This is a genomic window from Mycoplasmopsis gallinarum DSM 19816 (genome assembly GCF_000621085.1).
Classification (GTDB): Bacteria; Bacillota_I; Bacilli_A; order Mycoplasmatales; family Metamycoplasmataceae; genus Mycoplasmopsis; species Mycoplasmopsis gallinarum.
In genome coordinates, this window is sequence record NZ_JHZE01000009.1 from 15,969 (window position 1) to 29,396 (window position 13,428).

Annotated in this window: 11 protein-coding genes and 2 tRNA genes; 9 read left to right on the forward strand and 4 right to left on the reverse strand. The window is 25.9% G+C overall.

The window, feature by feature from the left end:
- The first annotated feature begins 1 nt into the window (after position 1).
- The 3 genes from metG (at position 2) to Q346_RS0102180 (ending at position 1,962) form a co-directional block, all read left to right on the forward strand.
- Positions 2–1,549: a methionine--tRNA ligase gene (metG, locus tag Q346_RS0102170; RefSeq protein WP_027332873.1), complete on the forward strand. Its 1,548-nt coding sequence runs from the start codon at positions 2–4 to the stop codon at positions 1,547–1,549.
- 8 nt (positions 1,550–1,557) lie between these two features.
- Positions 1,558–1,842, forward strand: a complete 285-nt coding sequence (locus tag Q346_RS0102175) for a putative quinol monooxygenase (protein ID WP_027332874.1) — start codon at positions 1,558–1,560, stop codon at positions 1,840–1,842.
- Positions 1,843–1,886: 44 nt separating this feature from the next.
- Positions 1,887–1,962, forward strand: a tRNA-Lys gene (locus tag Q346_RS0102180).
- A gap of 92 nt (positions 1,963–2,054) precedes the next feature.
- Here the strand turns inward: Q346_RS0102180 and tig are convergent.
- From tig to mnmG, 3 genes are all read right to left on the reverse strand, one after another.
- The gene (gene tig, locus Q346_RS0102185) at positions 2,055–3,476 is read right to left on the reverse strand and encodes a trigger factor (RefSeq protein WP_027332875.1); all 1,422 of its coding nucleotides are present in this window, start codon (positions 3,474–3,476) and stop codon (positions 2,055–2,057) included.
- Between the two features lie 114 nt (positions 3,477–3,590).
- Positions 3,591–4,037: a 23S rRNA (pseudouridine(1915)-N(3))-methyltransferase RlmH gene (locus Q346_RS0102190; RefSeq protein ID WP_027332876.1), complete on the reverse strand. Its 447-nt coding sequence runs from the start codon at positions 4,035–4,037 to the stop codon at positions 3,591–3,593.
- Positions 4,024–5,877: a tRNA uridine-5-carboxymethylaminomethyl(34) synthesis enzyme MnmG gene (mnmG, locus tag Q346_RS0102195; protein ID WP_198763696.1), complete on the reverse strand. Its 1,854-nt coding sequence runs from the start codon at positions 5,875–5,877 to the stop codon at positions 4,024–4,026. Before mnmG ends, Q346_RS0102190 begins: the two co-directional genes overlap by 14 nt.
- 65 nt (positions 5,878–5,942) lie before the next feature.
- Here mnmG and Q346_RS0102200 point away from each other — a divergent pair.
- The 5 genes from Q346_RS0102200 (at position 5,943) to Q346_RS0102220 (ending at position 8,939) form a co-directional block, all read left to right on the forward strand.
- Positions 5,943–6,019 (forward strand) — tRNA-His (locus Q346_RS0102200).
- A 43-nt stretch (positions 6,020–6,062) separates the two neighbouring features.
- The gene (locus Q346_RS0102205; RefSeq protein ID WP_027332878.1) at positions 6,063–6,461 is read left to right on the forward strand and encodes a YigZ family protein; all 399 of its coding nucleotides are present in this window, start codon (positions 6,063–6,065) and stop codon (positions 6,459–6,461) included.
- Positions 6,421–6,990, forward strand: a complete 570-nt coding sequence (locus tag Q346_RS0102210; protein WP_027332879.1) for a nucleoside/nucleotide kinase family protein — start codon at positions 6,421–6,423, stop codon at positions 6,988–6,990. The genes Q346_RS0102205 and Q346_RS0102210 overlap by 41 nt, the downstream gene beginning before the upstream one ends.
- Positions 6,991–7,025: 35 nt before the next feature.
- Positions 7,026–8,015 (forward strand): replication initiation and membrane attachment family protein, encoded by a 990-nt coding sequence (locus Q346_RS0102215; protein ID WP_027332880.1) that lies wholly within the window; start codon positions 7,026–7,028, stop codon positions 8,013–8,015.
- Positions 8,016–8,027: 12 nt separating this feature from the next.
- Positions 8,028–8,939 (forward strand): DnaA ATPase domain-containing protein, encoded by a 912-nt coding sequence (locus tag Q346_RS0102220; protein WP_027332881.1) that lies wholly within the window; start codon positions 8,028–8,030, stop codon positions 8,937–8,939.
- Positions 8,940–8,956: 17 nt separating this feature from the next.
- Here Q346_RS0102220 and Q346_RS0102225 read toward each other — a convergent pair whose 3' ends face one another.
- On the reverse strand, positions 8,957–11,746 hold the full coding sequence (locus Q346_RS0102225) for a hypothetical protein (protein WP_027332882.1): 2,790 nt from the start codon (positions 11,744–11,746) through the stop codon (positions 8,957–8,959).
- A gap of 104 nt (positions 11,747–11,850) precedes the next feature.
- On the opposite strand from Q346_RS0102225, the gene lysS reads away from it, so the two are divergent.
- On the forward strand, positions 11,851–13,317 hold the full coding sequence (lysS, locus tag Q346_RS0102230; protein WP_027332883.1) for a lysine--tRNA ligase: 1,467 nt from the start codon (positions 11,851–11,853) through the stop codon (positions 13,315–13,317).
- Positions 13,318–13,428: the final 111 nt, after the last annotated feature.

The window sequence follows — 13,428 nt, forward strand, 5'->3', positions numbered from 1 at the left end:
AATGAAAAACAAAAAAACATTTTATATTACTACTCCAATTTATTATGCTTCAGGTCCATTGCATATTGGACATCTTTATTGCACAATAATGGCTTGAGTAATTGCTAATTATAAAAAAAGTCAAGGGTACGATACCAAATTTTTAACTGGTAGCGATGAACACGGACAAAAAATTGAAAATAAAGCGGCAAAATTAAATAAAAATCCAAAGGAATTTGTTGATGAATTAGTAGCCTCTTATAAAGAAATGTGAAAAAAATGAGACATTGATTTTGATTACTTTAGCAGGACAACAAACTTAAACCATGAAGAAGCAGTTAAGAAAATTTTTAGTTGATTTTTAAAAAACGGCTTTATTTATAAAGATAAATACGAAGGTTTATATTCTGTTGAAGATGAAGAATTTTTAGCCAAAAATAATGCTATTTTAAAGGAAGATGGAAATTATTATCACCCATCATCTGGTCATAAATTAATCACAATGTCTGAAGAAAGTTACTTTTTTAAAATTAGTAAAATGCAACAATGATGAGAAAATTTTGTTGCTAAACATCCTGATTTTCTATTACCCAAAAACATTGTAACTGAGATGCAAAATAATTTTGTTTCGCAAGGTTTATCTGATTTATCAGTGACAAGAACAAATGTTAATTGAGCAATTCCTATTAATGAAGAATCAAATCACACCTTATATGTTTGATTAGACGCTTTATTTAATTATGTTACTGCTTTAGGCTTTGATTTAGACAATGAAGGAAATGATTATCTAAAATATTGAAAAAATGGTGATGAAATTGTGCATATTTTAGGTAAGGAAATTGCAAGATTCCATTTTATTTATTGACCAATGTTTTTAGAAGCTTTAAACTTAAAACAACCTACCCATATTATTAGTCATGGACTTTTAAGGGATAAAGATGGTAGAAAAATGTCTAAATCTTTAAATAATGTAATTGAACCACAATATTTATTAGATAAATATCACAATGAAATGGTTAAATATTATTTCGCATCACAAGTTGCATTTGGTGATGATTCTAATTTTGGCGAGGCAAAATTCATTGAAATTATTAACACAGAATTAGTAAATAATTTTGGAAATTTAGTTTCTAGAACATTAAAAATGTTACATAATTCTTTCCCTAATGGACTGGTTTATAGAGATTCTGCAAGTTCAATTCATCAAAATATTGTTAACGAAATTTTAAATTTTGATCAAGAATATTCTGCTTTGATGGACCAATTTAAAATTGATAAAGGTTTAAAACTTGCTATAGAATTAAGTAATAAACTTAATAAATATATAGACGAAACAACTCCATGAAAATTAACTGATAATTTAGTTGAATTAGAGTTAATTTTGAGTAGACTTCTTAATGGAATTTATACAATTGCATACGCCCTGCAAATAGCATTGCCTCAAAAAATGAATGAATTAGCCAAAGCATTAAATATTCAATCATTCACTAAAGAAGAATTAAATAATTTACACAAGTTTGACAATTTAAAACCAGAAGAAAAATTCATTTTATTCGCAAGAATAAAGTAGGAGTAAATATGATTTATGTAGTTTTAAGACAATTAAAAGTTAAAACAGAAACAAAAAAAGAATTTTCAATAGATATAGAAAGATGATTAAAAAATAACAAAAAAGAAGAGTTAAATCTTTCTCTTGATGCAGTGTGAAAAGATAAAGACACAATGATGATAGTAGAAAGATGATCAACTCCTGAAGCTTATCAAAAATTCATTAACAGTGATCAATATAAAGTTGATTGAGAAAACATTAATCAATATTTAAGTCAAAAACCTTCAATTTTAAAATTTGAAACAATTAACTAAAATTAACTAATTATTATAATAAGTTCATATTATAATAATTATATGCGTCGTTAGCTCAGTTGGCAGAGCAGCTGGCTCTTAACCAGCGGGTCACAGGTTCGAGCCCTGTACGACGCACCAAATGTAATTCACCAAGTTATGGTTATCCATAACTTTTTTTATTTTTCATAAAATAAAAATAGCACTAAATAATAGCGCTATTTTTATTTATCTTATTTATTTTCTTCTTTTGCTTCTTCAGCAGGGGCTTCAAGAGAAGTGTTAGCAATAATGTCAGCGTCAGCTGCATTCAATTTTTCCATTAATTTTGCATAACCTTTTTCATCGAATTTTTTCACAATTAATTCAATTACTTTTTCATTTTCAATGGTTGAAGCAATTTGTTTTTTCACAGCTTCATTTGAAGCAGCAATGGTTTTTACTTGATAAGCTGTCATAGGGATTTGTAATGATTGTAATCTGTATTGTAAATCGTAATCATTATCTGTAATTTCCATTGAAGGTTTAACTTCATTTAAGATTTTTTGTACCACTACAGCTTGTTCTAATCTAGCAATTTCTTCTTTTGCTAAAAGTTCTTTTAATTGTTTTTCATCTTGGCCAATTAATGAAAGATATTCTTCAAGTTTGATTTTTTGATTTTTTAACATTCCGTTAAGTTCATTAAATCTTTTTTCTACTTGTCAATTTACAATGCTTTCATTAAACACAAATTTGTTATTTTTAATTACTTCATCAATAACTTTATCAACAAAAATATTAGCATCTGATAATAAAATAGTTCTTGCTAAAATTAATTTTAAAACTCTTCTTGCTTCTTCAGGTGTTTTAACTTCTTCACCTAAACCAAGTAAAGAAACATTTTCTTCAGTTAATTTAATTTCTTCAGGTCTTTTAGCAGCAACAATTTTTACATCAAATTCAGCCTCTTTACCTGCTAAATGAGAAACTTGATATTCTTTAGGGAATGTTACTACAACTTTAACATCATCATTAACTTTTTTACCAACTAATTGGTCTTCAAAAGTATCAATAAAAGTTTTTGAACCAAGCACAAGATCAAATCCTTCTGCTTCTCCGCCTTCAAAAGCTTCATTATTTACATATCCTTTGTAATTTAAAGTAAGAGTATCACCTAATTTAGTAACTTCTTCTTCAGCAATAGGCAATAATAAAGCATTTCTTTTTAATTGACCTTCAATAGTTTCTTCAACTCTTTTGTCTAAATCAATATTAAATTCTAATTTAGCTTTTACATTTTCTAAATTGATAGTTGCAGGATCAATATCAGCCACAAAATTTAAATTAAATTCAGCTTCTGCATCACTTAATTTTACAATTTCAAGTGAAGGTTGGCCTAAAGTTCTATCATATTCAGCTTTTGCTAAAGCGAAAAATTCATTGTAGTTTGTACGAACATAATTATCCATTGCTCTTGAAGAAATTTCGCCTGCGCTAATTGCTGCATCAATTAAATTTTGAGGAGCTTTTCCAGGTCTAAAACCTTTAATTTTTACTTTTTTAGCAAGTTCTTTTTTAGCCTCTGCTCTTAATTTTTGTCATTCTTCTTTGTTAAGTTTTACATTTACAACAACTTGAGCTTTTTCAGGTTGATATGTAGCTTTTTTTGACATAATTCTCCTTATAAATACTATAAATATAGTTAATTAACTATTATTTTAATTTATATTAATAAATTTAAAAATTTAATTTTAAAAAGATTTATTTTAAATAAAAATAAATTCTAATTATTTGTGATATTTTTTATTATTTTTAATCATAAAAGCGCGATAAATTTGCTCGCTTAACATAATTTTGAATAATTGATGCGGGAAAGTCATTTTGCTAAAAGAGATTTTTAAATTAGGTTTAATCAATTCTTCAATCAAACCATCTGAACCTCCAATAATAAAAGTTCAATTATCACTTAAATCTAATTTAGTAGCAAATTCTGTTGAATCAATTTGTTTACCTCGCAAAGAGAGTAAACAAACATAACTATTTTTATCTATAGATTCAAGCACTTTTTTAGTTTCACGCAACTTTTTTTCTTCAATATTTTTAATTTCGCTAAATTCTTTTAATTCAATATTTTGAAATTCAGCGAAAATAGCAATATTTTTTGCATATTCATTGAAAAGTTGCTTAAAATAAGGGCTTAAATTACCAACAGAGATAATTTTAATTTTCTTCATTTTCTCTTTTTCTAACAGTTTCAAGATAGAATAATAACATTTGAATATCAGAAGGATTAATACCACTAATTCTTGATGCTTGACCGATGGTAGTAGGTTGAATCATTTTTAATTTTTGTTTTGCTTCAGTTGCAATATTAACAATTTTGTCATAGTCCAAATTAGTTGGAATTTTATAATTTTCTAATCTTAAAGCTTTATTAGCATCGCTCTTTTGTTTTTCAATATAACCATAAAGTCTTACCATAATAGTAAGTTCATCAGTGTAAGGGAAATCTGGCAAAATATCATATGGATCAACTTCTGGTCTTGATAAGACTTTGAGCAATGTGCTTCCATCAAAAATTTGATATTTAAGAGCAATTGGACTTTTTCCAGAAAGATAAGTTTCTGACAATTCCTTAATTTTATTTTCTATTAAATTATATTTGTCAATTATTTTGTTATATTCATCTGCAGTAATCATATTTGATTTAAGAGCATATTCACTTAATCTAATGTCAGGGTTGTCATTTCTTAAAAGTAATCTATATTCGGCTCTTGAAGTAAGCATACGATAAGGCTCTTTAGTTCCTTTAGTTACTAAATCGTCAATTAAAACACCAATGTAACCGTCATTTCTTAAAATAATGATTGGATCTTGATTTTCTAATTTCTGTCCTGCATTAATACCTGCAATTAAACCTTGAGCAGCAGCTTCTTCATAGCCACTTGTTCCATTGATTTGCCCCGCGGTGAATAAACCATGAACAACTTTGGTCTCAAGCGAAGATTTCAATTGAAGTGGATCAATTGCATCATATTCAATAGCATAAGCTCATTTTTGCACTCTTGCATTTTCAAGCCCAGGAATTGTTTTGATCATTTCTTTTTGCACCTCAATTGGCATTGAAGTTGAAAAACCATTAACATAAGTGATTGAACCATCTGCAGTTTCTGGCTCAAAGAAAATTTGATGTCTTTCTTTAGAAGCAAATTTAACAATTTTATCTTCAATTGAAGGACAATAACGAGGACCAATTCCAGTAATCAATCCTGAATACATTGCACTTTTGTCTAAATTTTCATTAATTATACGATGTGTTTCAGGAGTGGTATATGTTAAATAACATGCGATTTGTTTTGGTAACTTAACATTTGAACGACTTGAAAAACTCAAATTAATATCATCTAAAATTTCCTCAGTTACTTTTGAATAATCTATTGAATCAGAATAAATTCTTGGAGGAGTTCCAGTTTTTAATCTTTGCAAAATAAAACCATGTTCAATAAAAGACTGACTTAATTTAGAAGTAGTTTTTTCATTATCTGGACCGCTAACTATAGATTCATTTCCTCTTAAAATTCTTGAGTCCATATATGTTCCAGTTGTAATTACTCCAACTTTGGCATTTAAAATTCCGTTAGTTTGTAATTTAAAACCAACAAAATTATTATTTTGATCAGTTAAAATTTCCTCAACTATATCCTCTATTAAAGTTAAATTCGGTTGTTTTAAAACATCTTCATAAATAATTTGACTATATTTTTCTTTGTCAATTTGAGCTCTTAATGCTCTTACTGCCGGACCTTTTGATTGATTTAACAATTTAAGTTGAATCATAGCGCGATCAGCTCATAAACCTTGCATGCCACCCAAAGCATCGATTTCTCTTGTAATAATTCCTTTAGCAGGACCACCAATAGAAGGATTACATGGCATCATTCCCAATCTTTTAATATTTAAAGATACAAGTGCTGTATTATGGCCTTTTTTAGAAAGAGCAAAAGCTGCTTCCAACCCTGCATGGCCACCTCCAACAACAATTGCATCATAGTTATTTTTATTTATTGTTTTCATACACAAAATTTTAATTAATAAATTTTAAAATTTAAATTTTTTATTTATAATAATAGCGCTTTATGGCGAATGTGGTGAAGTGGTCTAACACAGCGGGTTGTGGTCCCGTCACTCGCGGGTTCGAATCCCGTCATTCGCCCCATTTTTTTTTATTCTTTTTTTATAATTATTAATAAGTAGGCAAAATGGAAACAGAAGTTTTTTTAGAAATTAAAAAATCGAAATTTTATGGTTATGCTTTTGAAATTTCTAGCAAAGAAGAAATAAAAACAATATTAGAACAAATTAAAAAAGAACATAAAAAAGCAAGGCATATTTGCTATGGTTATGTGATTAATACAAATGGTAGGTTTCAAAGTGGATATAATGATGATGGAGAACCTTCAGGAACAGCAGGCAAACCGATCAGAGATGTATTAATAAAATCTCGAAGTGAAAATTTATTGATTTTTGTTGTTAGATATTTTGGCGGCATTTTACTTGGTGCTGGCGGACTAGCTCGAGCTTATACAAAATGTGCTGCCTTAGCAAAGGAAAAATTTTATGATAGCAATAATAGGGAAAATGGGAGTAGGAAAAACTAAATTCATAAATTCATTGAACAAAAAATACAAAATATTTATTTCTGATGATTTTATAACTCAAATTTACAAAAAAAATGAAATTGGTTATTTTTTAATCAAACAAAATATCGGATCATTTGTGTTGAATGAATCTGGTGTCGATAAATCTAAGTTATTTTTATGATTAAAAAAAGACAAGAAACATTGAATTTTGCTCGAAAAATTAATTTATCCTATTTTAAAAAAAGAATTAGAAAATGGGGATTATGACTTTGTAGAAATTCCAAAATTAAAATCAGAAAATTTTGATTTTTCTTCTTTGTTTAGTTTAATTTTGTGCTTGTCAACAACAGCAGAAAAACATAAAAAAAATCTTAAAAAAAGAAATGTGGATAATTCTAAAATAAACGCAATAAATGAAAAAAATGCTCCAAAAAGCATAATAAATGCACTTTTTACCAAAATTCCAATTGTTAATATTTATGGTAATAAGTTGTGAAAATACGCAAAAAATAAAAAATTTTTACAATTTCTTTTTTCTATCTCTTAAAATTTTTAAACTAAATAAATGCGAGGAGAATTCTTATGGCAAAAAATATTATTTATCCATATTTCACAATTGAAATTCCCGAGGGAATTTCTGGAGAAGATTTGAGAACATTAAGAAAACTATATACTCCTCTTTTAAATCCTGATGCAATTATTCTTTATGAATATTTAAGAGATCTTGCAATCAATACAAATGAAGGTGTTGGTTTTTTTGACTATGATAGTTTAGCAAGATGATTGTGCATTTCAGTGGAACGTTTGAATCAAGCAAGAGAAAAACTAGAAAGTGTTTGTTTAATATCAACATTTATTGACAAACAAAATAGAAAAACAGTTTTCCATATTGCAAGACCTTTATCTAACTTGGCTTTCAAAAAAAATATTATGTTATCAAATCATTTATTGTCTCAAGTCGGATTAGCTGATTTTCAAAGATTTTTAAATTTACATGAACAAAAAAGAAATAGCAAAACTCAATATTTAGAAGAAACTTCAGCAAAATATCAAGATGTTTTTGAAGAATTCATGCCAGATTTTTCACAAAATGGTTTAAGTGAATTAAAACAGGCTCTTAAAAAACCAAGTAGAAACATTACAATTGAAAATGAGCAATCTAAAAAACAAGAGACTCTTTTTGAAACTTTTGATTACAAAAATCCGTATGAAGCAATTTTAAAAACTGAAGCCAAAAAATTTTACTCACAGATTTCTGCGCTTTTAATTACTAATGAAGTGGATGAAGCAATTGCAAACGCAAGATTTAATGCTTTTGATGATGCCTCAATTAATTTAATTAGTTTTTATGTTTCAGAAATATCAAAATCAAAAGGAAAATTTAGTTCAAAATATTTTGTTTCAATTTTGAACGATTTGGTGAATAAAGAAATTAACTCTTTTGATGCTTTAGAAGAATATTTAGATAGGGTTTGAAAAAACAAATATCAAGTTTCTATTTCGAAGAAAGAATTATATAAATCAGCTTATTTAGAAAGTTTGAATAATCCTGAAGAAACACAATATATTTAAAATTGGATAAAAATGAAAAATAACGAAAAATTAAGTGTAAATGATTTTTTATTTGGAAATCAGGATGAATATAATAAAAAGGTTCTTAAAACCTTACACTCACACCCTAAAATAGAAAATATAATTCAAGAATATCAAATTAGTGATGCAGAAATTTTACAATTTGCTTTTGAATTAATCGAATTAAAAGAAAAATTTGATTTTCCTGACATTGTTGATTTTTCTTATGAAATAAAAAGAGACAAAGAAAAAAATAAGTTGATTTTTAAAAAAGTTAAAGACAAAACAAACAAATTCAAGTTCAATGTTACAAGAGTAGTGAATTTAAAATTAACAGAAATTTCTGCCCCAGATCCAACATATACAGTTGATAATTTAATTATTAATTCTAAAGTAAGAAGAGAAATTCGAGATAGATTAAAACATATTAAAAAGTTTGTAAGTAATAATAATTTTTCAAATGTAAAAGGTTTATTTTTGGAAAATGGTACTCTTAAATCAGGAAAATCTTTTCTTCTTCAAGCAGCTTCTAATTATTTAGCTTCTGAAGGCATAACCGTTGCATATATTAAATTACCTAAATTATTTAATCATTTAATATCATTATTTAATATTCAAAATTCCTCAATGGCAATCAATGCAATTAAAAATGAAATGTCTAAAGTTGACGTTTTGTTAATAGATGATTTGGGGTTAGAAAAAATTAATTCTTGATTTTTCTTAGATTTTTTAGGCGATATTTTAGATAATCGTTTTGAAACATTTAAAATAAATATTTTTGCCTCTATTGCTTCATTTGAAGAATTGAGAAATATTTATGCTAAGTCATTCCCTAATCAAAAAATTAGAGTAAAAAATTTATTTGACAAAATTTATATGTCCACTTACTTAATTAATTTCAATGAAAAAAAGCAAAATAATTAAATTTTGCTTTTTATTTTTTAACCTATTGAGCTACGCGTATTAGAAGTATAAATATTTATAACACCCCTACCATCAATTTCTGCTTTATCCAAAACAAATAAAGAAATATTGTGAGTTTGATTAGTGTCATTCGAACTGAATTGAAATTTCTTTTGTTCATTAATTCACAACTCAAAAGTCAAATTACCATAAAAATTAGCTAAGAAAGGATATTTGCCTCTAAGTCCATATGGCTTCAATGATGATAAATCGCCTCTACTGTTATTAATTATTTCGGGAAGATCTCAAGAATTATGATTTGAATTTCAACTAGTCACTTCATTATTTAATCTGAAAACAATTTTAATATTGTCATTATTTCTTATTTGTATATTTTTTAAATTAGTAGATTCAAACATATATTCAAAAAATGAACCACCAAATCATTTAATTGATGAAAAATTTAAATCAGTCAAAGATTTAGCCTTAATTTGAAATTCAAATGAACCTTTATCATTGAATGGAGAAGTAAAAATAGTTTGATTATTATCTAATTCAAAATTACTATTTTTAAAGTTTATTTCAGTAAAAAATTTTAATAAAACTATTCAAAGGCTATCAACGTATTTAATAGGAGTATTATTTTTAACTGTATAGTTTCAAATGTTTTGACTATTATCTCTAATAATTTGATTTAGTTTAGAAATTGTTGCTGAATTAGCTCCTGAGGTTTCTAAAATTTCTCTAAAGTTAATTGAAAATTTGCGCGGAAAAATTCAATAATCATTTAATGAGTTAAGAACAACAGTTGAAGCTTCAGGCGTTTCATCAACATTATCTCCGCTTCTAATAAAAATATTAGTTAATTGATTATTTTTGTCAATTAAATCGATTACCAAAGGTTGATTTTGATTATTCACAATTCTAATTTGTAGTTTTAAATCTTCATTAGTTGTTGAATTATATGGAATATAAATTGCATTATCAAGAAAGTCGATATCAGAAAAATTAATTTTAGTATATGGTGGTCTTTGTCCTGGAGCAGCTAATCTATATTGAATATATAAGTCGCCATTTCTTAACAATTTATATAAATGAGGCAAACTTAAATCATTTTGAGCTGCAAAGTCACTGGTTTTTAAAAATAAATTAATTTTTGCCTTATTTGATTTACCAATCAAATATGATCCATTTTGAAGCGGATAATTTATAAGAGGATAAATCTTATAATAATCAGGCTGACTAAAATTCATATTTTGAATTGTGTTTTCAAAATTAGAAATTTGGTCTTTTAATAAGTCAATTTTGTTTTGGATTATATTTTTATTGTCAAAGTAAGAATTGATATTTTTAATATCACTAATTGAGTCGTTTAATAAATCTAATTCAGTTTTAAAATTTTCAACAAAAAGTCCATTTTCTTGTAAAGAAACAATTTGTTCTTTAATTTCATTCTTTTGATTTAACAGTTCATTTTTTTTATTTTCAAAATAACTTAATAAATCATTATGTAAATTCTCAATTATATTTTTGCAATTTTTTAATTCATTAATAGTTTTATCTTCTAAATTACTATTAATAAAATTGTATAAATTAGTTATTTGATTAGAAAGTTCACTGGTTAATTCATCTTTTATAGAATATGCTTCATTGATAAAATCGTTTTTATTATTTATATAAGAAATCAAATCACTTTTTAAATCTTTAATTTCGATTTCTATATTTGAAGCGAAGGGAATAATTAAATTCTGATTTTCCAAATATTCATAGTTCTCTGGGAGTTTAATTAAGTCTAAATTAATAGAGTCATCATAAAAAGGAATATCCAAATTCTTAGTAAATATTAAATTATTTTTATTTTTAAAATTTAAAGTTGCTAATTTGAATTTTGGAACAACTTTCACATAGATTGTATTTTCAACTTCTATATTTTGTGATTGTGAAGAACTGAATTGGTATCCATTTGGAATTGAAAGTTGATTAATATTTAAAAAATTTTGATCAACAGGTATGTCTATCAAGACGTTTTCAACTTCTCTATCCTCATATTGATAAATTAAGTTAATAGTTTTAGTTTTCTTTTTAAGCTGAATTTCAATTTCTTCTGCAAAAGGAAAAACACGAATTTCATTTGCAAATTCATAGTTGTTTTGTAAATCATTAGGTAAGTTTTCTATAAGAATTTCGCTTTGATCTTTAAGCACGCTTATTTGAACAGTTTTTAAAGTTTGACTTTGATATTTGTAAATAATTGAAGAATATTTATTTTTATTTTGCAAGCTTATTTCTAAATTGGATTCATATTTGTTTGGAGTTGATAATAAAAATAAATTATTTTTTTTAGTAACTTGAAATTCTGAATTATTTAATGAAAATTCATAATTTTCTAAATTTTCATAATAATCATTTAAAACAATTTCGCTATCAAAATCAGTCTGAATTATTTTAACCTCATTACTATCATTAGTTGAATTATTTATAAAAACAAGGTGAATAATTTTTTGATTGTAAACGAAAACATCTATTTCATAGGAATTTTGTTTGATTTCTTTAATTTGAAAAAGATTATTTTCTGCTAATTTATATCCATCAGGAAGTTTAATTAAATTTTGCACTAATTTTTTTTGCCTTGAAAAATCAAACGCAATTTTTTGATTAGCAAAAAAATTATTATTATCCCCATCTTTTTTATAAAAATTGATTGTCAAAAAATCGGAGTGATTTTTATTGTTTGTTCAAAAATAAACTCCCGTAGCAATTGATGTACCAATTAAAATACTTGAACCAATAGAGATTGGTAAAACAATTCTTTTTATTTTTTTATTCATTTTGCCTCATTTAATTGAAATTATGTTTTTATTTCTTTTTTTCTTAATTTCTTTTAATATATTTTAATAAATTAAATAAATATTAATTTTCATATAGGAGAATTATGAGTAAATATACAGAACAAGAACAAATTCGTAGAAATAAAGTAGAAGAAAATACAGAAAAAAATATTAATTCATTCAAAAAAGCTTATAACTTAGGCAATTTAGAATACAGTAATCAAATTATTAACGAATTTGCAGATAAATCAAAAGAAGAATTAGAAGTTGAAGAAAACATTAAATATATCGCAGGTCGTTTAATGATTAAAAGAGGTCCTTTCTTAGTAATTCAAGATTATAAAGGCAGAATTCAAGCATACTTCAATAAAAAAGAATTACCTCAATATACTGAATTAGTTGATAAATTAGATATTGGTGACATTGTTTGAATCAAAGGGATTGTAATGAAAACACAAACCAACGAAGTTTGTGTAAGAGTTAAAGAAATTGAATTATTAACTAAATCACTTAAACCATTACCTGAAAAATTCCATGGACTTGTTGATAAAGAAGAAAGATATAGACACCGTTATGTTGATTTAATCATGAACGAAGATTCTAGAAATAGATTTATTTTAAGAACTAAAATTGTTCAATGAATTCGTGATTATTTCAATAATTTAGGATATCTTGATGTAGAAACTCCATTTTTACACGATTATCTTTCTGGCGCAGCTGCAAGACCATTTAAAACTCATCATAATTCATTAAATCAAGAATTCGTTTTAAGAATTGCTACAGAAATACCACTTAAAAAATTAGTTGTAGGTGGATTTGATAGAGTTTATGAAATGGGTAGAATTTTTAGAAATGAAGGATATGATACAACTCACAATCCAGAATTTACCACTATCGAATTTTATGAAGCATATTCAAATGTTGAAGGAATGATGGACAGAACTGAAACATTATTTAAAGAATTATGCAAAAAAATTGGTCGTTCTAAATTTGTAAATAATGGTGTAGAAGTTGATTTATCACAACCATTTAAGAGAATTAATATGGTTGACGCAGTTTCTGAAGCAACAGGAAAAGACTTTAGAAATATTACAATAGAAGAAGCAATCGAAGTTGCAAAAAAACACAATGTAAAAGTTGAGAAATTCTTTACAATCGGCCACATTATTAATGGACTTTATGAAGAATTAATTGAACATACTTTAATTCAACCAACTTTTGTTTATGGACACCCAATTGAAATTTCTCCACTTGCCTCAAAAGCTGAAGATGGAAGGTTTACTGAAAGGGCAGAATTATTTATTAACACTAAAGAATATGCAAATATGTATACCGAACTTTCAGATCCTATTGATCAATTAGCACGTTTTGAATCTCAATTAGAAGAAAAAAATAATGGAAACGAAGAAGCTAGTGATATTGATTATGATTTTGTTGAGGCATTAGAATATGGTATGCCTCCAGCAGGTGGATGTGGAATCGGAATTGATCGTTTAATTATGTTATTAACAGAAACAGACTCAATTCGTGATGTGTTATTATTCCCAACTTTAAAAAGAATTAAAAAATAATTTATATTAAAAACTAATATGACTATTTATGAAATGTTTGTTTTTATTTTCAATTCTTAACAAATATTAAATAATTTGCATTTTATTAATATTTAGAATCTATGTTTATTT